Genomic DNA, 19,812 nt, shown 5'->3' with positions numbered 1-19,812 from the left:
TCGACATCTCCCTCTTAAACATTTCACTCGACCATGGTCTGCAAGACCGGGTTCCGCAGTTGTCGCCGGCTGGGTGTTGCCGCGCCGTGACATCCAGGCACGCTCAGCCGGTATAGACTGGTCGATATCCGGTGCCCCTTCCGTTGCCCGGATGGTGAGTTATCGCGCTCTTGCGTCCAGTTGTGAGTGTTGCCGGTGGTCCGGACGAGTCGCATCAGTGCTCCAGCAGTTTTGTTGGCTTTGTCGATCGCAGCAGTCCTGGGCGGCTGTGCAGGACGTCCGTCGCAGGGCGTGCTTGTTCCGACAGCGCAGGTCGCCCCCGGAAACACAAATGTCCCGATCTACGTCGTCACCAATCGCAAGCGATCCGACGTCGATCCCGGTGAGATGTTCAGCGGGGACCGTTCGGACGAGCTGTCCTTTGCCGAGGTGACTGTCTCGATCCCGCCAGATGCCGCGCGGAAGATCGGCGAAGTGCAGTGGCCCGCGAGCCTGCCCGGCGACCCCCAACGGGATTTCACGACTGTGTCGGCCGACTATCTCGACAAGACGCATTTCGCTGCGTCTGTCGCCGCGGCGATGAAGCAGTCCGGTCGCAACAAGGTGCTTGTCTTCGTCCACGGCTTCAACAACCGCTTCGATGATGCGGTCTATCGCTTCGCGCAGATCGTGCACGACTCCAAAGTGCCGGTCGTTCCCGTGCTTTTCACCTGGCCATCGCGCGGCGAGCTGAGGCTGCGCGCGTATACCTATGACCGGGAAAGCGCCAATTTTTCGCGTGACGCGCTCGACAATCTGTTGAGCACGCTCGACGCCTCGTCTGCCGTCGGCGAAGTTTATCTTCTGGCTCATTCGATGGGCAATTGGATCGCACTGGAAGCACTGCGAACGCGGGCGATCCGCGCCCCGGCTGTCGCGTCGAAGCGCAGCAAGCTGAAGAATGTGATGCTGGTGGCACCCGACGTGGATGTCGATGTCTTCCGCTCGCAACTGAACCGGATGAGCGGCGCGCGGCCCCCCATCTCGTTGTTCGTCTCGCGTGACGACGGCGCGCTCTCGCTGTCGAAGACGATCTGGGGAGACGTCGCCCGCCTGGGCGATATCGACCCGACCCAGGAGCCTTATCGAACTGAGCTCGCGCGCGACCGGATCGACGTCTACGACCTGACGAAACTGGCGGTCGCCGGCGACGACGCCCACGACCGGGCTTTCGAGCAGGTAGGCCCGGTTGTCGCAATGATCCGCCAACGCATGGCCCAGGGCCAAGCGCTGGGTGAACAGAAGGCGGCCGCGGGCCCGCTCGCGCGGCTTGCGGAGTAGCGCGAGAGGCAGGCCCTGCCTGGCTTCTTCATGGCGACGTGTCGACGAGGCCGTGACGTCTCAGGCGTAGGCGACCCAGCCGCGGAACGTGAAGCCGATGTAGAACAGGGTTGGGACGGAGAAGCCTGCGTCGCGCAAAATTGCTTCGTCTCGCGCGGGCGCCAGAATGCTCAACTGGCCGTCGACCGCCTTTCGCGCGGCGGCCGCCTTGTCGGGCTCGACTCCGGCTGCGGCGAGAAAGGCGGAATAGCGCGAGAGCCAAAGCGGCCGTTCATCGTCGTCGCCGGGGATGCTGAAATGGGCCGCGACGAACGGCGCGCCGGGCTTGAGGCGGCGGCGGATTTCGGACGCTATTCGCAGCCGTTCCTCGACATCGACGAAGTGCAGGGTCAACAGGCACGTCGCGCCGTCGAACGGCCCCTCCGGTGCATCGTCGATATAGCCTTGGTGCAGACGCGCGCGCGACGCGAGCGGGCCCAGCGTCTGCTTCGCGAGATTCAGCATCGCAGCGGACGGGTCCACGCCGTCGAAGGTCCAGCGCGGCTGCGCTTGCGCAAAGGCATTCAGCTCCAGGCCGCCGCCGGCGCCAAGAACGAGTATTCGCGCATCTTCACGCGCACGCTCGCCCAAAAGGATCGCCGCCATGGACAGCATCGAATTGTAGCCGGGAACAAACCGTGGCGGCCCTTCGGTGTACTTCGCCACCATCTGCGGATCGGAGAACGCGTTTTGAATGTCGGTCACGATGTTGTCCTGCTGAGGGGAATGGGTCACGCGTGATGCGCGCTCATGCTGTGAAGCTTTCGCGCACCCAGGCGCTTGCGCAGATCGTCGCTCAGCATCGCCAGCGTCACTTCGCCAAAGCGCGACAGCAGCAACGCCTCTGCATCGTCAAAGGCCTGATCGAGCGCGGCATTGACGGCCTGCTCGACGAGGCAGCCAGGCGCCTCGGTCCGGTTGCCCATGGCCAGAATCGAGGGGCTGCCGAGCGCGGTGTAGACGTCGCGCAGCGTCACCCTCGACAGATCGCAAGCCAGCGTCCAGCCACCGCCGTGCCCCTTCTCGGAGCGGACGTAACCGAGGTCGCGCAGGCCCGCCATGATGCGGCGGATCACCACCGGGTTGGTGTCCATGGCCTTCGCCAGGGTCTCGGAGGTGAACGGGCCAGGCTGCTGCGCCATGTGCAGCAGGACGTGGAGAACCCCTGATAATCGGCCGTCTCGTTTCATGTAACTTCATATGTTACATGATGGCGCCGAGGTCAACTGGTTTCGGAGCGTGCGTTAAGGAACGCGCGCCTCATCGGCCGGCGCGTCGATTGGATTCGAATCGATGGAAGATGCCGTTTCGAGCATGATCCGCACAGCGCGCGCGGAAAAAGCTTGCGTGCGGGACGCGATGTGAAGCTTTGGGATATCGATACGGAGGAGCGTCGGGGACTTGCTCAGCCAACGCTGCCGAGGATGCCATCCAGCGCCTGTTTTGCCCGACGGGTCAACGTCGCCGCAGACCGCCTAAGCCATTGATCCCGCTCATGCCGTCTACTGTGCATGGGGTTGTTTTCGACATTTTATTTTGGAGCACAACTGCCGCAGGCCGAACCGGACCTCATCCGGCTCTGCCGCTACTTCATCACCCGCAGACCCTTGGTCGTGAACCGCTGCGTCTTGCCGCCGGGGCGCACCGGTCGCCGTGTGCCGGCGGCCTTGCCGGTGCCGGGCGGCTGATGCGCGGGCACGAGCTGGTCGGGACGCGAGCCGATCAGGTCGCGGCGGCCCATCTCGATCAAGGCCTCGCGGAGCACCGGCCAATTGTCGGGGTCGTGATAGCGCAAAAACGCCTTGTGCAGCCTTCGCTGCCGCAGGCCCTTGATCGCCTCGACCTTGTCGCTGCCGCCGCGGCGTACGCCGCGCAGCGGGTTGACGCCGGTGTGGTACATCGCGGTCGCGGTCGCCATCGGCGAGGGCAGGAAGGTCTGCACCTGATCGGCGCGATAGCGGTTCTTCTTGAGCCAGAGCGCGAGGTTCATCATGTCCTCGTCGGTCGTGCCCGGATGCGCCGCGATGAAATACGGGATCAGATAGTATTTCTTGCCGGCCTGCTCGGCCGCGGCATCGAACATCCGCTTGAACTGGTTGTAGGCGCCGATGCCCGGCTTCATCATCTTGTCGAGCGGGCCGCGCTCGGTATGTTCGGGCGCGATCTTCAGGTAACCACCGACGTGATGGGTGACGAGCTCCTTGATGTATTCGGGGCTCTCGACCGCGAGGTCGTAGCGCACGCCCGAAGCGACCATCACCTTCTTGATGCCCTTGGTCTCGCGCACCTTGCGATAGAGCCGGATCAGATCGTCATGCGAGGTGTTGAGGTTCGGGCAGATCTCGGGGAAGACGCAGGACGGCCGGCGGCACGCCGCCTCGACCTTCGGATCCTTGCACGCCATCCGGTACATGTTGGCCGTGGGGCCGCCGATGTCGGAGATCACGCCGGTGAAGCCCGGCGTCTTGTCGCGGATCTTTTCGATCTCGCGCAGAATAGAACCCTCAGAGCGGTTCTGGATGATGCGGCCCTCATGCTCGGTGATCGAGCAGAAGGTGCAGCCGCCAAAGCAGCCGCGCATGATCGTCACCGAGAACTTGATCATGTCCCAGGCGGGGATCTTTGCCTCGCCATAGGACGGATGCGGCGCGCGTGCGTAAGGCAGGTCGTAGACCGCATCCATCTCGTCGCTGGTCAGCGGGATCGGCGGCGGATTGAGCCAGAGGTCGCGGTCGCCATGACGCTGCACCAGCGGCCGTGCATTGCCGGGATTGCTCTCCCGATGCAGCACGCGTGACGCGCGCGCATAGGCTTCCTTGTCCTGCTCGACCTGCTCCAGCGCCGGCAGCCGGATGACGGTCGCACCCTTCTGGCGCGTTGCGCCCTCGTCGGCGGAATCGAGATCGTCGGCGTGCAGTTCGCTGTAGTCCTCCGGGACGCGGCGGAACAGCGCGACGCCTCTGATGTCGTTGAGGTCGCGCGGTGCCTCGCCGTCAGCGAGCCGCTGCGCCACTTCGACGACGGCGCGCTCGGCATTGCCGTAAAGCAAGAGGTCGGCCTTGGCGTCGGCCAGCACCGAGCGGCGCACCTTGTCGGACCAGTAATCGTAATGCGCGATCCGGCGCAGCGAGGCCTCGATGCCGCCGAGCACGATCGGCACGTCCTTGAACGCCTCGCGGCAGCGCTGCGCGTAGACGACGGTGCAGCGGTCGGGCCGCTTGCCGCCTTCGCCGCCGGCCGTATAGGCGTCGTCGCTGCGGATGCGCCGGTCCGCGGTGTAGCGGTTCACCATCGAGTCCATGTTGCCGCCGGTGACGCCGAAAAACACTTTTGGCTTGCCGAGCACCTTGAACGGATCGGCCGAATGCCAGTCGGGCTGGGAGATGATGCCGACCCGAAAGCCCTGCGCCTCCAGCAGCCGGCCGATGATGGCCATGCCAAAGCTCGGATGGTCGACATAGGCATCGCCGGTCACCAGCACGATGTCGCAGGCGTCCCAGCCGAGCGCGTCCATCTCGGCGCGGCTCATGGGAAGGAATGGCGCCGGCTTGCGCGGGCGCGCCTGCGCCATCAGGGGCTTTTCGGCGGTGATGATCTGGATGTCCATGGCGCCTACGCATAGGACTCCGGGCGTACGAATACAACCGACGGACGCGTGAAGATTTGCGGTTCCGCCAGGGGCTATCCGGCTTGCGGGAGTGCGTTAACCGTTCGCGAACCCTTGCCGGACCTCGGCAGTCGTGGCCGGCTCGCCGCCATGCTGGCGGACCATCGGTACGGCGTCCTCGACGAGGCGGAGATTGGTTGCCGTCGAGCCCGGCAACGCCGCTTCGATCCAGACCTTGCGCATGGCGCGCATCGCCTCGCCGCCCGGAACAGTGCGCGTGCCCCATATGCACATGAGCGATCCCTCTTCCGGGTTCTCACCGCGGCCGACATCGGATATCCGATTGCTCCATGGGCAAGGAAACTTCTGACGGCGGTGATGACGCCGGCGCGGCGCCGTCCACCGAGGCCTGGCTCGGTGCGGTTGCGTTGATCGGCTTCATCCTGGTGGCGACCGCGCAGGCCTCAAATCAGATTCTGGCGCGCGGGCTTGCGGGCTCGGTCCCGCCCTTCGCGCTCGCCTTCTTCCGCTGGAGCATCGTTGCCATCGGGCTCGCGCCGATCGCGTTCGCCGAGATCCGCGCCGGCCGCGTGCCACTTGGCAAGAACATCTGGCCGATCCTCGCCGCCGGCTTCATGGGCATGTTCCTCTGCGGCGGCCCGGTCTATGCCGCGGGCATCTCGACGACGGCGATCCACATCGCGTTGATCATGGCGCTGTCGCCGGTCACGGTGCTGATGATCTCTGCGGTGCTCGGCATCGAGCAGGTCGGCCCGCTGCAATGGCTCGGCACGGCGCTTGCGCTCGCCGGCGCCTTGCTCATCATCTCCGGCGGTCATCCGGAGACCTTGTTCGCACTGGAGACGGCAGCGGGCGACGGCCTGGTCGTGATCGCGATGCTCGGCTGGTCCGGCTACACGCTGCTGCAATCGCGCGCGGCGCCCAAGGCGTCGCTGCTGGCGCGCATGAGCCTGTTCGCAGGCGCCGGCGCGCTGTTCTCGCTGCCGCAGGCGCTGATCGAGATGTGGACCACGCCGGCGCAGGTCTTCAGCACGAAAGCGGTGTCGGCTTACGTCTTCGCCGGGATCGTTCCCGGGCTGCTCGCCTATGCCGGCTTTGCCTGGCTCGGCGGCAAATTCGGTTCGGTCCGAACCTCGCTCGTGCTTTATCTCGGACCGATCGCGAGCGCCCTGCTGTCGTTCGCAATTCTCGGTGAACCGCCAAAACTGATCCATCTGTTCGGCGGTGTGCTGATCCTCGGCGGGGTCTGGGCGAGCCTGCGCAAATAGTTCCATCGATCGGAGTTGTGGTTCATTCGCAGGAACCAACCGCCTCCGCGAACATTCTGATCAAGGGACCGGTGCGAGCCATGCTCGCGCGCGCCCCGACCATCCCGGCGCCAGTGCCGTAACCGGATTTTGCCTCGACGTTTCGTTTCGGGGCGATGGGGGACTTGTGAGTACGGTCATAGAGAACTTGTTGTCACGGAAGCAGAAGCTTGTGGAACAGCTCGAGAAGGCGCAGTCGGTCGACGATCGCGACAAGATCGAGCACCAGCTCGAACAGATCAACACCGCGCTGGATTTTCTGGACAGGCCGGGATCGAAGGACGCGGGGTAGAGGCGCTCAGTCCACCTTCAGCGCCTCCACTTTCAAGGCCTCCACTTTCAAGGCCTTGGCGTAGACCAGGCCGGAATTGGTGATGTGCGTCGTCATCAGCGCTTCGAAGGCCGCGAACTCGCCGCGCGCGAACAGATCGAGCAGCTTGCGATGCTCGTCGAAGGACGAGCGGGTGCGCACGTCGATCGGCGACGTCAGGTTGGTGCGCAGCGCGGCGACGCGGCCCGAGACGAGCTGGTAGGATTCGATGAGATAGCGGTTGCCGCAATGCGCGAACAACCCTTCGTGAAAGCTCGCATCGGCGCGGCCATAGGCGATGTTGTCCTTCGCCGCGATCGCCGGCTCCATCGCCGCGATTGCCTCGCTCATCGTCGCAATTGCGCCGTCGCGATCGTGACGAAACGCGAGCTCGGCGGCCTTGGGCTCGAGCGCGATCCGGAAGGTGCAGAGCGCAGTGATGTCGTCCGCGCTCGGCGTGAACACGAAGCTGCCGACCTGCGGCCGGATCACGACCAGGCCCTGCGCCTGCAACTGGCCCATCGCCTCGCGCACCGGCGTGCGGCTGACGCCGAAGGAATTCGCCACCATCTCCTCGGAGATGGCGGCGCCAAGCGCGAACTCGCCGTCGATGATAGCCTGGCGCAGCCGCAGCACCACCCGCTGCGACAGCGATTTCGGCGTATCGAGCTTGAGCGATCGCATCTGCTGTCTCAGATCACCTTGCCGGGATTGAGCAGGTGATCGGGATCGAGCGCGGCCTTCAGCGTCCGCATCAACGCAATCTCGGCTTCGCTCCTGGCATGGCCCAGCCACTTCTTCTTCAGCGTGCCGATGCCGTGCTCGGCGGAGACGCTGCCGCCCAGTTCACGCACCAGACCGTAGATGATCGCGTCCATCTCTTCCTTCGGCTGCTGCGCGACGGAAAGACCGGTGACCCAGGACACGAGATGCAGATTGCCGTCGCCGATATGGCCGTAATAGACGCTCTCGCATCCCTTGATGCCGGAGGCCAACGCGGCCTTGCAGCGGGTGACGAACTCGTCCATCCGCGCCACCGCAAGCCCGATGTCGTAGGAGATGTGCGGACCCAGCACCTGGCCGAACTCGGCGCAGATGTCGCGCACGCGCCAGAACGCCTGCGTCTGCGCCAGCGATTGCGCCACGGCGGCATCTGCGAGCAGCCCGCGCTCCATCAGCTCTTCGAGCCAGGCCTGGAAACGCGGTGCATCCAGGCTCTCGTCGGTGCCTTGGGCCTCGACGAGCACGTAGAGACCGTGGCCTGCGGCGACCGGCGGCTTCACCCCGGCGCGATTCGTGATCACGTCCCAATAGTCCGGCCACATCACCTCGAATGCCGACAGCAGCGGTCCGAGCCCGCTTCGCGCGGCATCGAGCAGGGCGATCACCGCGGCATAGTCCTTCAGCGCGCACAGCGCCGCCATGGTCGAGCGCGGTTTCGGGAACAGCCGCAACACCACGCGGGTGATGATGCCGAGCGTGCCTTCGGAGCCGATGAAGAGATGCTTGAGGTCATAGCCCGCGTTGTTCTTCATCAGCTTGTTGAGGCTGGTGATGATGGTGCCGTCGGGCAGCACCACCTCCAGGCCGAGCACCAGTTCGCGCGTCATGCCGTAGCGGATCACGCGGTTGCCGCCGGCATTGGTGGAGAGATTGCCGCCGATCGCGCAGGAGCCGCGCGAGCCGAGATCGAGCGGAAAGAAGAAACCGGCTTCGTCGGCGGCCTTCTGGATCGTCTCCAGCGGCGTGCCCGATTTCACCGTCATCGTCATTGACGCCCGATCGATCTCCTCGATGCCGGTCATGCGCTCGAGCGAGATCGCGACCCAGCCCGCTTCGGGCGATGCGCCGCGGCACAGCCCGGTCAATCCGCCCTGCGGCACGAAGGGCAGCCGCGCCTGCCGGCAGGCCGCAATCGCATCGGCGACGCCTTGCGCATCGACCGGCCGGATCACCGCAAGCGGCGTTTGCGGCAGGCTCGCGCTCCAGTCGTTGCAATTGCGCGTCGGCACCTCGGTGCCCATCAGCACGGCGGCCGCGCCGAGCTTGTCGCGCAAGGCGCCAAGCAACTGATCGGGACGCTCAATGGGGCTCAACATGTTCATGCGAGACCTCCTCGGAATCTGGCTGCGTCTCATGCGCGCCGTGATGGTGGAAAGGATTTGCGTCCGTCTTGTATGTAAGGTACAACATAAAAAGTAAAGCAAAAACAAGGCTCGGAAGGCCTCCTAAGATCGTTCGAGATCAGGGGCTTAGTCCGGGACCGCAGCTAATGGGTGGTGAGATGACGGAGGCAATTCGCGGGTTCTGGGTGGCGTCGGCGACGCCGCTGGCGACTGATGGCAGCGTGGACTCCGCCAAGCTCGCCGCTCACGCCAGGCAGCTCTTCGGCAAGGGCGTCGACGGCGTTGTGCTGTTCGGTACCACCGGCGAGGGCACCTCCTTCAATGTCACCGAGCGTGTCGCGACCATCGAGGCCGTGCTCAAGGCCGGCGTCGCGCCCGAGCGTATCGGCATCGGCGGCGGCTTTCCCGCCATCACCGACAGCATCGCGCTGACGCGCACCGTGCTCGGCCTCGGCCTGCGCCACCTGCTGTATCTGCCGCCCTATTTCGACCGTGGTGTCACGCCCGAAGGCATCGAGGATGCTTTTGCTGCGATCATCGACGGCGTCGCCGACGATCGCCTGCGCGCCTCGCTCTATCACATCCCGCAGGTCTCCGGCGTTGCGATCCCGACCGGTGTCGCTGCGAACTTGCGCAAGCGTTACGGCAAGGTGGTTGCGGGCCTGAAGGACTCCAGCGGCGACTTCAAGCAGTTCCAGGCATTCCGTGCTGCCGCGCCGGATCTCGCCATCACCGTCGGCAACGAAGCCGACATCACCCGCGCGATCGTCGCCGGCGGCGCCGGCACCATCTGCGGCATGGCCAACGTCGTGCCCGAGCTGGTCAAGGGCATGGTTGACGGCAAGGACGTCGAGGCGCGCATGCAAGCCGCGACCGATGTCGTGCTGAACACGCCGTCGTTCCTCGCGACGCTGAAGGCAATCCTCGCCGCACAGACGGGCGACGCCGGCTGGCTGCGCGTACGCCCGCCGTTCCGTGCTTCGTCCGATGGTGCGGCGCTCAAGCGAAAGATTGACGAGCTGATTGCTCCTGCCATCGCGTGAGATGCGAAACTTTCGTGACACGTTGCCGCGGATTCGCGTGCAGCGTGTTGCGATCCCTGCGACGTCAATCGGTGATTGCCGTTCGGTGCGCCGATGCGCTTAGAACGATTCAACACTAGAGCGATTCAAGCTCGCCTACGGTTCTCTTCGATCCCGCCGACTGTTACAGGCGCACACTTCAATGTTCTTGACTTGAAGTGGAATGAAAGTGCGTGCCCTCGTGGATGGCCAACGCGTCAGCGGCCATCGTCATCATGCCGGCAAGAGCCGTGCAGGTCTTCTCCTCGGCGCAGCGGTGCTGCTCGTCGAATCCCCCTCGAACACGACGACCGCGCAGGCGCAGTCAGCGCTGCCGCCGGTGACAGTGGAAGCGCCGGTGCAGCGACCGAAGCCGGCCCGCGCATCTGAATCGCCCCAGCGCCGGACGCAAGCCGCCGCGCGCCAGCGCAGCCGGAATGCCGCCACACCAGCAGCACCGACAATATCGGAACGTGCTGCAGCCGCGGCCGCCGCGCAGCAAGCTGCCAAGCTCGGTTACCGCGCGATGCCGAGTTCGACCACACTGCGCAGCGGCGCCTCGCCCCTCGATACCTCGCAGGCGGTCAACATCGTGCCTGAACAGGTGTTGAAGGACCAGCTCCCGCGGAACATCGACGATGCGCTCATCAATGTCTCCGGCATCACTCAGACCAACACGCTCGCCGGCAGCCAGGACGCGGTGATCCGCCGCGGCTTCGGCGACAACCGCGACGGTTCGATCATGCGCAACGGCATGCCGCTGGTGCAGGGCCGCAGCTTCAATCCCGCGGTCGAAAGCGTCGAGGTGCTGAAGGGGCCGGCCTCGCTGCTCTACGGCATCATGGATCCCGGCGGCATCGTCAACACGATCAGCAAACGCCCGGAGCTCTATCAGCACGGTTCGGTCACGCTGCTCGGCTCGGCATTCAGTGCCTCGAAAACCGGCGCTGACGGCCTGCTCGACGTTACCGGTCCGATCGGCGATCAGGGCCTTGCCTATCGCTTCATCGGCTACGGCGTCAGCGAAGATTACTGGCGGAATTTCGGCCGTCACCGCGAAATGCTGGTCGCACCGTCGCTGGCCTGGTACGGCCAGGACACGACGGTCCAGCTCAATTACGAGCACCGTGAATTCATCTATCCGTTCGATCGTGGCACGGCGTTCAATCCGGTGACCAAGGCACCGCTCGCAGTGCCGTCCACGCGCCGGCTCGATGAGCCCTTCAACAACACCTGGGGCACCTCGGACTTGATGCAAGCCTCGATCGAGCATCGCTTCAACCAGGACTGGAAGCTTTACGCCGGCTACAGCTACAACACCGAAACCTTCAGCGCCAACCAGCTCCGCATCTCCACCCTCAACTTCACGACGGGCGTCGAGACGCGCAGCAACGACGGCACGCAGGGCTCGCTCAGTAATGCCAGCTATGGAACGTCGTACATTTCCGGCGGCTTCTGGCTCGGCAATATGCGCAACGAGGTGGTATTCGGCGGCGACGGCCAGTATCGCACCATCTATCGCGACAATCTGATACGGCAGGCGACTCCCGCCATCAACGTCTACAATCCAGTCTACGGGCTGGTCGGACCGGGCACGACGGTGTCGAACAGCGATAGCGCACAGACAGACAAGCTCGGCCAATGGTCGCTGTTCTTCCAGGACACCCTGCATCTCACCGAACGGTTCGCGCTGGTCGGCGGCGTCCGTTACATGGACTACGACCAGATCGCCGGGCGCGGGAAACCGTTCGTCACCAATACCAACGTGTCGCAAGACAAGGTGCTTCCCCTCGGCGGCGCCATCTTCAAGCTGACCGACGAGATCTCGCTGTATGCGAGCTACACCGAATCGCTGAAGCCCAACTCGACCATCGCGCCGATCGGCATCGTGATCGATTCCAACGTCGCGCCCGAAGAAGGCGTGTCATATGAGACCGGCGTGAAGTTCGATCTGAACAAGCGTATCTCCGGTACGCTGGCGCTCTACGATCTCGACAAGAAGAACGTGCAGACGACGAAGACGAACAGCGCTGGCGTGGTGGAACTCCATACCGTCGGCCGCGCCCGCTCCCGGGGCGTCGAGCTGGACGTGACCGGCAGGCTTACCGACAGCTGGGCCTTGATCGGCAGCTATGGCTATACCGACGCGCGGGTGACGGCATCCGAAGATCGGTCGCTCTACGGCATGAAGCTGCAGAACGTCGCGCTGAACACGGCCTCGCTCTATCTGGTCTATGATTTCGGTACAGCTTTGCCGGGCCAGCTCCGCCTCGGCGGCGGCGCGCGCTATGTCGGCGACCGTCCCGGTGATGCGATCAACAGCTTCTTCTTGCCGTCCTATGTGGTCGCCGATATTTTCGCGACCTATGAGACGAACTACCAGAACACGCCGGTGATCTATCAGCTCAACGTCAAGAACCTGTTCGACACCGTCTATTATCCCTCCGCCGTCAACAATCTGAACGTCGCGATCGGCGATGCGCGCCGCGTTTCGCTGTCGGCAACGGTGAAGTTCTAGCGATGGCGGTGCGGCACAAAGCCATCGCGGTCCTGATCGCGGCGGCGTCTGCCTGCCTTGCTGCCACAGGTGCGAGCCGCGCCGAGGAGATCACGCTCTATTCGACCAGGGAGGTTGCCCTGGTCGAGCCTGTCGTTGCGGCCTTCACGGAAGCCAGCGGCGTCAAGGTGAAAATCGTCTTCGTCGAGGACAGTCTCGTCAAGCGCTTGGTATCGGAAGGTGACGCGTCGTCTGCCGACCTATTGATGACGATCGGGCTGGACAAGACGACCCAGCTCTCCACCCGCGGTCTGACGCAAGCCTTCACGCCGTCGCGTCTCGACCAGGTGGTCCCTCCAAATCTCCGTGGTAACGGCGCGCAATGGCTTGCGCTTTCCGTCCGCCCGCGCGTTGCCTTTGTGCGCAAGGACAGCGCGCTTGCTTCGATCGACTATGAAGACCTCTCCGATCCCAGATGGCGCGGCAAGCTCTGCATGCGCTCGCCGCTGCATCAGAACAATGTCGCGCTGGTTGCGGCCTATCTCGTCCATCACGGCGAGGCCGCGACGGAGGCCTGGCTCGCCGGGCTGAAGGCCAATCTCGCGCACAAGCCTGATGGCAAGGACAACGACGTGATCCGCGAGATCGCGCAAGGCGCGTGCAAGATCGGCATCGGCAACACCGTGGCATTGGCGCAATTGCGCGACGGACGCGAAGGGGCCGACTGGCGTGCCTGGACGATGGAGGTCAAGGCGGTGCCATCGACCTTCAAGGGCGGCGGCACGCATGTGAACCTCACCGGCGCGGCCATCGCGAAACAGGCGCCACATCCGGCGTTGGCGCGACAATTCCTCGAATTCCTTGTCACGCCGGCAGCGCAGCGGATCTTTGCCGCTGCCGAGTTGGAATACCCCGTGCTTGCAGCAGCGGAGCGTGCACCGATCGTTGCCGAAATGGGCACGTTCATCGCCGATGCAATTTCGATCGACCAGATCGCCGCACGTCAGCAGGCCGCGATCTCGCTTATCAAGAAGGTTGGCTTCGATGAGTAGGGTGGGGCATCACATCAAGGCCGCTCTGCACCAGATTCACTCGATCGCGGGCCTCGTGCTTGCGCTGCTGCTGGCCTTGATCGCGCTGACCGGCGCGATCATGAGCTTTGAGGACGAGATCGGCGATCATCTGAATAGCGGTATCATGCAGGTCGCGCCGCGCCAGGCGCCGGCGCTGATGCCGGACGAACTGGTGGCCCGGCTGAAGGCGGGGCAGGACCTCGGCAAGGTCTCGGCCGTCACGCTGTCGAGCGATCCGGCCGCGGCGGTGCGTGTCCGCTTCGCGCGTGACGAGCAGGGCGCGCGGCCGACATCGCTCTATGTCGATCCCTACGACGCGCGCGTGCTGGGTGCGCCGCGTGGCGAGGAGTTCTTCGCGACCGTGCGCAGGCTGCATCGATGGCTGTTGATCCCCGGCGATGCCAAGGGGTGGGGACGCCAGATCACCGGCATCGCCGCGCTCGGCCTGATCGTCATGCTCATCTCGGGCCTCGTGCTGCGCTGGCCGCGCCGCGCCGGCAGCGTGAAGATGTGGCTGAAACCCAATCTCGGACTCAGCGGGCGCGGCCTGCACCGCTCGCTGCATGCCGTCATCGGCACCTGGGTACTGCCGGTCTATCTGGTGATGACGCTGACCGGGCTGTGGTACTCGTTCGACTGGTACAAGGACGGGGTGGTCTGGCTGCTGTCGCGTCCAGAGGTCGCTGCTGCGAAGATGCAGCCGAAGATGTCCGCAAAGGTGCCGCGTCCGTCCGCCCGGCCCGAGCCGGCCCAGCCGATCGGATTCGATCAGGCATGGACGACGCTCCAGCATGAGGAGGGGAAACATTTCTCCAGAGCGTTGCTGACGCTGCCCGCCGGACCCGGCACGGTCATCCGGATCCGGTCGTGGCCGAAGGATTCGACGCTCGATACCACGCGCGACGAATTCCGCGTGGATGCGGTCACGGGGCAGGTGATTTCGGCGGAGCGCTATGCCGACAAGACGCTCGGCCAGAAGATCATCGCGAACGTGCTCGACATCCATCGCGGCGCGTTCCTGGGCTGGCCGGGCAAGCTCGCCTTCATGATTGCAGCAGCGTTGATGCCGCTGTTCTCGGTCACCGGCATTTTGCTCTATCTGTCGCGCCGCAGGCTGCGGCGTCCCGCGCAGCCGCCGCTCGGGCGGCTGGTTCCGGGCGAGTGAACGGCCGCGAAGGCTAGCCAAGCGCGCGACAATCGTTCAAAAGCCCTTGGCCGTACTTGCCAGGGTTCACGCCATGAAGCTCTTCACCGTTACCCCCGCCGATATCCGCCGCGCGCTGCTGCTCCGCGAGGAGATCGCGCTGCTCGATCTCAGGTACGAGGCCGGCTTCGCCACCGGGCATCCGCTGTTTGCCGCCAACATGGCCGCGGACCGGATCGCGATCGAGGCCGAGCTGCGGTTGCCGCGCAAGGACGTCGCGATCGTGCTCTACGATGATGGCGAGGGACTTGTTGCAACCGGCGCCGAGCGGCTTGCCGCGCTCGGCTACACCAATGTCAGCGCGCTCGACGGCGGGCTGAAGGCCTGGCGCGATGCGGGCTATCAGGTGTTCGAGGACGTCAATTCCTATTCCAAGGCATTCGGCGAGCTGGTCGAGGCCCGCCGCCACACGCCGTCGTTCAGTGCCGACGAAGTGGCAAAGCTGATCGCGGACAAGGCCGACATCGCCATCCTCGATGTTCGCCGCTTCGACGAATATGCGACCATGAACATTCCGGGCTCGGTCAGCGTGCCCGGCGCTGAGCTGGTGCTGCGCGCAGGACAGGCCGCGCCCGACCCTGAGACCACCATCATCGTGAATTGCGCCGGGCGCACGCGCTCGATCATCGGCACCCAGTCGCTGATCAACGCCGGCGTGCCCAACAAGGTGCGGGCGTTGCGCAACGGCACGATCGGCTGGACGCTGGCGCGGCACACGCTCGATCATGGCGCGGACCGGCGTGGCGCGATCGGGCCATTCGAGGGGGGCCCGGCCAATGCGCGCGACGTCGCCTATCGCGCCGGTGTTCGCCATATCGGCGCGAGCGAGGCGAAGGCGCTCGCAGCTCAGACCGATCGCACGCTCTATCGTTTCGACGTGCGCGACGCAGAGGAGTATGCGGCCGGCCATCTCCCCGGCTTCCGCCATTATCCCGGTGGCCAGCTCGTCCAGGAAACCGACATGGCCGCGCCCGTGCGCGGCGCGCGCATCCTCCTGACCGACGACAAGGGCGTGCGTGCCGACATGACGGCATCCTGGCTCGCGCAGATGGGCTGGGAGGTCTACGTCCTCGAAGGCGGTTACGAGGGTGAGCTCGAGGTCGGCCCGCCGCGCGTGCTGCCGAAGCCCGATCCGGCGCACCGCTACCGCCGGCCCTATGAGGGCACTGACGTCGCCGAGCGCGCGATGCAGGCCTATCTCGACTGGGAATATGGCTTGGTCGAGCAGCTGCGTCTCGACGGCACGCATGGGTTTTACGTCATTTGACCGGGCGGCCACCGTAAACACTTACCGCCCCGCCATCTTCTCCCCATATCCAAACCCTATTGTGCTGCATCTCCCCCGCGGTCTATGAGCTGCGGCAAAGCTGTGACCTACGGAGATTCCATGCCAGCCCCAGGCCAAAGCCCCGAGCGGAACGCGAAGGCGCTGTTGCTCGAAGGCGTCAATGACAGCGCTGTCGACCTGTTCCGGAGCGCGGGCTTCACCAATGTCGAGCGGTTGACCAAGGCGCTGGACGGCGAAGACCTGCGGCGCGCGCTGAAGGGCGTGTCGCTGCTCGGCATCCGCTCGCGCACCCAGATCACCGATGAGGTGCTCGCGGCCGCGGACGGGCTTCTCGCGGTTGGCTGCTTCAGCGTCGGCACCAACCAGGTCGATCTCCTGGCGGCCCGCAAGCGCGGCATTCCCGTGTTCAACGCGCCGTTTTCCAACACGCGCAGCGTCGCCGAGCTCGTGATCGGCGAGATCGTGATGCTGCTGCGGCGCATCTTCCCGCGCTCGGTGTCGGCCCATGAGGGCGGCTGGGACAAGTCGGCGACCGGCAGCCGCGAGGTGCGCGGCCGCACGCTCGGAATCATCGGCTACGGCAATATCGGCTCGCAGCTCTCGACGCTGGCCGAAGCGATCGGCATGCGCGTGATCTATTTCGACCGCACCGACAAGCTCCGCCACGGCAACACCGAGCCGGTCGAGAAGCTGGAAGAGCTGCTGGCGCAGAGCGATGTCGTCAGCCTTCACGTGCCCGAGACGCCGGAGACCGCGGGCATGATCGGCGAGACGGAGGTGCGGGCGATGAAAGCAGGCTCGTTCCTGATCAACAACAGCCGCGGCACCGTGGTTGATCTCGATGCGCTCGCGGGCGCCCTGCGCGACGGCCATCTCGCCGGCGCAGCCATTGACGTGTTTCCGGTCGAGCCGTCCTCGAACTCGGATCGCTTCAAGAGCCCGGTGCAGGGCCTCGAGAACGTCATCCTCACCCCGCATATCGGCGGCTCGACCGAGGAAGCACAAGAGCGCATCGGCGGGGAAGTCGCGCGAAAACTGGTCGACTATTTCATCACGGGATCGACCATGGGCGCGGTGAATTTCCCGGAGGTGCAACTGCACTTGCGTCCCGCCGGTGCGCGCTTCAGCCATGTCCATCGCAACGTGCCGGGCATGCTGCGGCGGCTGAACGAGGTTTTCCTCCAGCGCGACATCAACATCGTCGCGCAATATCTGGAGACCGCCGGCGACCTCGGCTACGTCGTGCTCGACGCCGACCTCGGGGGCGAGGATTCAGGCGCGCTGCTTGCGCAGATCCGCGCGCTTGAGGGCACGGTCGGCGCACGGCTGGTATTCGAGCACTGAACCGCCCTACGTTCCGGTTGCATCTTGCGGTCACAGCTCCCACACTGCTGTCATCCTCGGCGTGCTACAATCACGTCGAATTTGAGCTTCAGTTGCGTGAGTGTCCGCCATGGAACGAGACGCCGTACTGATTGATCTCGCGCTTCAGGGCGGCGGTTCGCACGGCGCCTTCACTTGGGGTGTGCTCGACCGCCTCCTGGAAGAGAGATGGCTAGAGATCGCAGCGATCTCCGGAACCTCCGCAGGCGCGATGAACGCGGCCGTGCTGGCGGACGGCTGGACGGCCGGTGGCGCCGAGGGCGCGCGCGACGCGCTCGAAAAATACTGGCGCCGCGTTTCGAAGGCTGCCGCCTTTAGTCCGCTCCGGCGCTCGCCGCTCGATCGATTGATGGGGCGCTGGACGCTCGATACGTCGCCCTTCTACATTCTCACCGATTTGATGTCGCGCGTGCTGTCGCCCTACGATCTCAATCCGACCGGCTACAATCCGCTGCGCGCCGTGCTGGCCGAGAGTATCGATTTCGAGCGGCTCGCGAACTCGCCAATAAAGCTGTTCGTCACCGCGACGCGGGTGCGCACCGGCCGTGGACGGATCTTCCGCAATGCCGAGATCACGGCGGACGTGCTGCTGGCGTCGGCCTGCCTGCCGACCATGTTCCGCGCGATCGACATCGACGGCGAACCCTATTGGGACGGCGGCTTCGCCGGCAACCCCACGATCACGCCGCTTATTCGCGAAAGCGATGCGCACGACACGATCCTGGTGCAGATCAATCCGACCGAAACGCTCGAAGAGCCGCGGACGGCTGCGGAGATTCTCAATCGATTGAACGAGATTTCGTTCAATTCGCCCCTGATGAAGGAATTGCGCATGATCGCGCTGCTGCGCCAGGCGGCCGACCCCGGCAGCGGCGAGGGCGCGCGCTGGGCAAAGATGCGGACCCACCGCGTCAAGAGCGACATGCTGGCGAAGTTCGGCGCGTCATCCAAGCTCAACGCCGAATGGGAGTTCGTCTCGATGCTGCGCGCCGAGGGGCGCCTGGCCGCGGACGCGTTTCTCGCCGCGCACGGTGCCGACATCGGCCGGCAATCGACCGCCGATCTCGACGTCCTGCTGTCGGAGTGCTGAGGCATGGGTCTTCTCGGCCTCCTCGTCGGGCTCGCCCTGCTCGTCCTGTTCGCTTTTCGCGGCTGGAGCGTGCTTCTGCTGGCGCCGTTTGCAGCGCTCGTTGCCGCGTTGTTCGGCGGCGAGCCGCTGCTTGCGAACCTGACCCAGGTGTTCATGGTGCATGCGGCGGGATTTCTGGCGCAATTCTTCCCGATCTTCCTGCTTGGCGCGGTCTTCGGCAAGCTGATGGACGATAGCGGTGCGGTCACGTCGGTCGCCGCCTTCATGGCGGAGCGCCTCGGCGAGCGTCGCGTGATCCTGGCGGTGGTGCTCGCCGGTGCCGCGGTGACCTATGGCGGCGTCAGCCTGTTCGTTGCGTTTTTCGTCATCGTTCCCATGGCCCGCTCGCTGTTTCGCGCGGCTTCGATCCCGCGTCGCCTGATCCCGGCTGCGATCGTGCTGGGAACGTCGACCTTCACCATGTCGGCCTTGCCGGGCACGCCGTCGATCCAGAATGCGATCCCGATGCCGTTCTTCGGCACGACGCCGTTCGCAGCGCCAGGTCTCGGTATCATCGCCTCCCTCATCATGCTCGTGACAGGATTGTGGTGGCTGCACCGCGCTGAAGCCGCAGCGCGCCGTACCGGAGAAGGCTATGGCGACGACATCGAGGGCGCGACCGAGCGCGCCGCCGCCGACGAGCTCGTGCGCGAGCGCGCCACGACCGCGCGCGAGTTCGATCCGGCGGAACTCCAGCACGGTCAGCGCAGCGAGCGGCCGTCGCCCGTGTGGAGTGCGATCGCGCCGCTGATCGTGGTCGTCATCGTGAATCTGGTGATGTCGCTCGTAGTGCTGCCGCGGCTCGATGTCAGCTATCTCGCCGAGCAGCGTTTTGGTGAAACCACGCTCGCGGCCGTCGCAGGCGTGTGGTCGGTCGCGGTCGCGCTGACTGCGGCCATCGTCACGACCATCGTGCTGAACCGGGCTCGCCTGCCGGCGCTTCGCCGCACCATGGACGCCGGAGCCAATGCATCCGTCCTGCCTGCGTTCAGCGTCGCGAGCCTCGTCGGGTTCGGCGCGGTCGTCGCCTCGCTGCCGGCGTTTACGATCGTGCGCGACTGGGTGCTGGCGATCGAAGGCGGACCGCTGGTCTCGCTAGCGGTCGCGACCAACATCCTGGCCGCTCTGACCGGGTCGGCGTCAGGCGGCCTGACCATTGCCCTCGACGCGCTCGGCCAGACTTATGTCGAGCTCGCCGCGCGCACCGGCATAGCCCCTGCGCTGATGCACCGCGTGGCGGTGATCGGCTCGGGGACGCTCGACATCCTGCCGCACAATGGCGCGGTGGTCAGCCTGCTCGCGATCTGCGGCCTGACGCATCGCGATAGCTATTTCGACATCGTCATGGTCGGCATCGTGACCTCGCTGCTGGCGCTGGTGGCTGTGATCGCCCTGGGCAGCGCGCTGGGATCGTTCTGAAGGAAGGCCAGCGCAAGCGATTGACGGA

The 19,812-nt window shown here is 65.2% G+C and carries 17 protein-coding genes; 11 read left to right on the top strand and 6 right to left on the bottom strand.

The features are described 5' to 3' along the window. Positions 1-186 precede the first annotated feature (186 nt). On the top strand, positions 187-1,320 hold the full coding sequence (locus tag AC0L3X_RS22300) for an alpha/beta hydrolase (protein WP_063979790.1): 1,134 nt from the start codon (positions 187-189) through the stop codon (positions 1,318-1,320). Positions 1,321-1,380: 60 nt separating this feature from the next. On the opposite strand, the gene AC0L3X_RS22295 is transcribed toward AC0L3X_RS22300, so the two are convergent. The 4 genes from AC0L3X_RS22295 to AC0L3X_RS22280 all read right to left on the bottom strand — a co-directional run bounded on the left by AC0L3X_RS22295 (position 1,381) and on the right by AC0L3X_RS22280 (position 5,260). Beyond that, positions 1,381-2,094, bottom strand: a complete 714-nt coding sequence (locus AC0L3X_RS22295) for a class I SAM-dependent methyltransferase (protein ID WP_063979789.1) — start codon at positions 2,092-2,094, stop codon at positions 1,381-1,383. Further along, positions 2,091-2,549 (bottom strand): Rrf2 family transcriptional regulator, encoded by a 459-nt coding sequence (locus AC0L3X_RS22290; protein WP_063979788.1) that lies wholly within the window; start codon positions 2,547-2,549, stop codon positions 2,091-2,093. The genes AC0L3X_RS22295 and AC0L3X_RS22290 overlap by 4 nt, the downstream gene beginning before the upstream one ends. Positions 2,550-2,944: 395 nt before the next feature. Next, positions 2,945-4,966 (bottom strand): YgiQ family radical SAM protein, encoded by a 2,022-nt coding sequence (locus AC0L3X_RS22285; RefSeq protein WP_063979787.1) that lies wholly within the window; start codon positions 4,964-4,966, stop codon positions 2,945-2,947. A 96-nt stretch (positions 4,967-5,062) separates the two neighbouring features. Continuing rightward, positions 5,063-5,260 (bottom strand): hypothetical protein, encoded by a 198-nt coding sequence (locus tag AC0L3X_RS22280; RefSeq protein WP_063979786.1) that lies wholly within the window; start codon positions 5,258-5,260, stop codon positions 5,063-5,065. Positions 5,261-5,316: 56 nt separating this feature from the next. On the opposite strand from AC0L3X_RS22280, the gene AC0L3X_RS22275 reads away from it, so the two are divergent. After that, positions 5,317-6,255, top strand: a complete 939-nt coding sequence (locus tag AC0L3X_RS22275; protein WP_063979785.1) for a DMT family transporter — start codon at positions 5,317-5,319, stop codon at positions 6,253-6,255. Positions 6,256-6,445: 190 nt separating this feature from the next. Then, entirely contained in the window at positions 6,446-6,586 is a 141-nt protein-coding gene (locus AC0L3X_RS22270) for a hypothetical protein (protein WP_162131457.1), read from the top strand. Positions 6,587-6,592: 6 nt separating this feature from the next. On the opposite strand, the gene AC0L3X_RS22265 is transcribed toward AC0L3X_RS22270, so the two are convergent. Both AC0L3X_RS22265 and AC0L3X_RS22260 read right to left on the bottom strand, forming a co-directional pair. Next, positions 6,593-7,288, bottom strand: a complete 696-nt coding sequence (locus AC0L3X_RS22265; RefSeq protein WP_063979784.1) for a GntR family transcriptional regulator — start codon at positions 7,286-7,288, stop codon at positions 6,593-6,595. Positions 7,289-7,296: 8 nt separating this feature from the next. Then, the gene (locus AC0L3X_RS22260; RefSeq protein ID WP_063985910.1) at positions 7,297-8,709 is read right to left on the bottom strand and encodes an FAD-binding oxidoreductase; all 1,413 of its coding nucleotides are present in this window, start codon (positions 8,707-8,709) and stop codon (positions 7,297-7,299) included. A 179-nt stretch (positions 8,710-8,888) separates the two neighbouring features. On the opposite strand from AC0L3X_RS22260, the gene AC0L3X_RS22255 reads away from it, so the two are divergent. From AC0L3X_RS22255 to AC0L3X_RS22220, 8 genes are all read left to right on the top strand, one after another. Beyond that, positions 8,889-9,773: a dihydrodipicolinate synthase family protein gene (locus AC0L3X_RS22255; RefSeq protein WP_063985917.1), complete on the top strand. Its 885-nt coding sequence runs from the start codon at positions 8,889-8,891 to the stop codon at positions 9,771-9,773. A 202-nt stretch (positions 9,774-9,975) separates the two neighbouring features. Then, complete coding sequence (locus AC0L3X_RS22250) at positions 9,976-12,309, top strand: TonB-dependent siderophore receptor (RefSeq protein ID WP_063979783.1); 2,334 nt, start codon at positions 9,976-9,978, stop codon at positions 12,307-12,309. A 2-nt stretch (positions 12,310-12,311) separates the two neighbouring features. Then, positions 12,312-13,340 (top strand): extracellular solute-binding protein, encoded by a 1,029-nt coding sequence (locus tag AC0L3X_RS22245; RefSeq protein ID WP_473316754.1) that lies wholly within the window; start codon positions 12,312-12,314, stop codon positions 13,338-13,340. Then, complete coding sequence (locus tag AC0L3X_RS22240) at positions 13,333-14,526, top strand: PepSY-associated TM helix domain-containing protein (protein ID WP_063979781.1); 1,194 nt, start codon at positions 13,333-13,335, stop codon at positions 14,524-14,526. The genes AC0L3X_RS22245 and AC0L3X_RS22240 overlap by 8 nt, the downstream gene beginning before the upstream one ends. A 73-nt stretch (positions 14,527-14,599) precedes the next feature. Continuing rightward, entirely contained in the window at positions 14,600-15,832 is a 1,233-nt protein-coding gene (locus tag AC0L3X_RS22235) for a rhodanese-like domain-containing protein (protein WP_063979780.1), read from the top strand. A gap of 120 nt (positions 15,833-15,952) precedes the next feature. Further along, entirely contained in the window at positions 15,953-17,197 is a 1,245-nt protein-coding gene (gene serA, locus AC0L3X_RS22230) for a phosphoglycerate dehydrogenase (RefSeq protein ID WP_063985916.1), read from the top strand. Positions 17,198-17,306: 109 nt separating this feature from the next. Beyond that, complete coding sequence (locus tag AC0L3X_RS22225; protein WP_354132132.1) at positions 17,307-18,326, top strand: patatin-like phospholipase family protein; 1,020 nt, start codon at positions 17,307-17,309, stop codon at positions 18,324-18,326. Positions 18,327-18,329: 3 nt separating this feature from the next. Next, positions 18,330-19,784 (top strand): GntP family permease, encoded by a 1,455-nt coding sequence (locus AC0L3X_RS22220; protein WP_063979778.1) that lies wholly within the window; start codon positions 18,330-18,332, stop codon positions 19,782-19,784. Positions 19,785-19,812: the final 28 nt, after the last annotated feature.

Source organism: Bradyrhizobium sp. MI1.7 (assembly GCF_055811795.1).
The sequence above is the reverse complement of the archived record's forward strand: the minus strand, read 5'-3'. Positions and strand labels throughout refer to the sequence as shown.

What these genes read in the sequence shown, in the direction of transcription:
- AC0L3X_RS22255 (WP_063985917.1), top strand. Translation starts at nt 8,889, where the DNA reads ATGACGGAGGCAATTCGCGGGTTCTGGGTGGCGTCGGCGACGCCGCTG.
- AC0L3X_RS22290 (WP_063979788.1), bottom strand. Translation starts at nt 2,549, where the DNA reads ATGAAACGAGACGGCCGATTATCAGGGGTTCTCCACGTCCTGCTGCAC.
- AC0L3X_RS22265 (WP_063979784.1), bottom strand. Translation starts at nt 7,288, where the DNA reads ATGCGATCGCTCAAGCTCGATACGCCGAAATCGCTGTCGCAGCGGGTG.
- AC0L3X_RS22285 (WP_063979787.1), bottom strand. Translation starts at nt 4,966, where the DNA reads ATGGACATCCAGATCATCACCGCCGAAAAGCCCCTGATGGCGCAGGCG.
- AC0L3X_RS22235 (WP_063979780.1), top strand. Translation starts at nt 14,600, where the DNA reads ATGAAGCTCTTCACCGTTACCCCCGCCGATATCCGCCGCGCGCTGCTG.
- AC0L3X_RS22250 (WP_063979783.1), top strand. Translation starts at nt 9,976, where the DNA reads ATGAAAGTGCGTGCCCTCGTGGATGGCCAACGCGTCAGCGGCCATCGT.
- AC0L3X_RS22275 (WP_063979785.1), top strand. Translation starts at nt 5,317, where the DNA reads ATGGGCAAGGAAACTTCTGACGGCGGTGATGACGCCGGCGCGGCGCCG.
- serA (WP_063985916.1), top strand. Translation starts at nt 15,953, where the DNA reads ATGCCAGCCCCAGGCCAAAGCCCCGAGCGGAACGCGAAGGCGCTGTTG.
- AC0L3X_RS22240 (WP_063979781.1), top strand. Translation starts at nt 13,333, where the DNA reads ATGAGTAGGGTGGGGCATCACATCAAGGCCGCTCTGCACCAGATTCAC.
- AC0L3X_RS22225 (WP_354132132.1), top strand. Translation starts at nt 17,307, where the DNA reads ATGGAACGAGACGCCGTACTGATTGATCTCGCGCTTCAGGGCGGCGGT.
- AC0L3X_RS22220 (WP_063979778.1), top strand. Translation starts at nt 18,330, where the DNA reads ATGGGTCTTCTCGGCCTCCTCGTCGGGCTCGCCCTGCTCGTCCTGTTC.
- AC0L3X_RS22260 (WP_063985910.1), bottom strand. Translation starts at nt 8,709, where the DNA reads ATGAACATGTTGAGCCCCATTGAGCGTCCCGATCAGTTGCTTGGCGCC.
- AC0L3X_RS22245 (WP_473316754.1), top strand. Translation starts at nt 12,312, where the DNA reads ATGGCGGTGCGGCACAAAGCCATCGCGGTCCTGATCGCGGCGGCGTCT.
- AC0L3X_RS22280 (WP_063979786.1), bottom strand. Translation starts at nt 5,260, where the DNA reads ATGTGCATATGGGGCACGCGCACTGTTCCGGGCGGCGAGGCGATGCGC.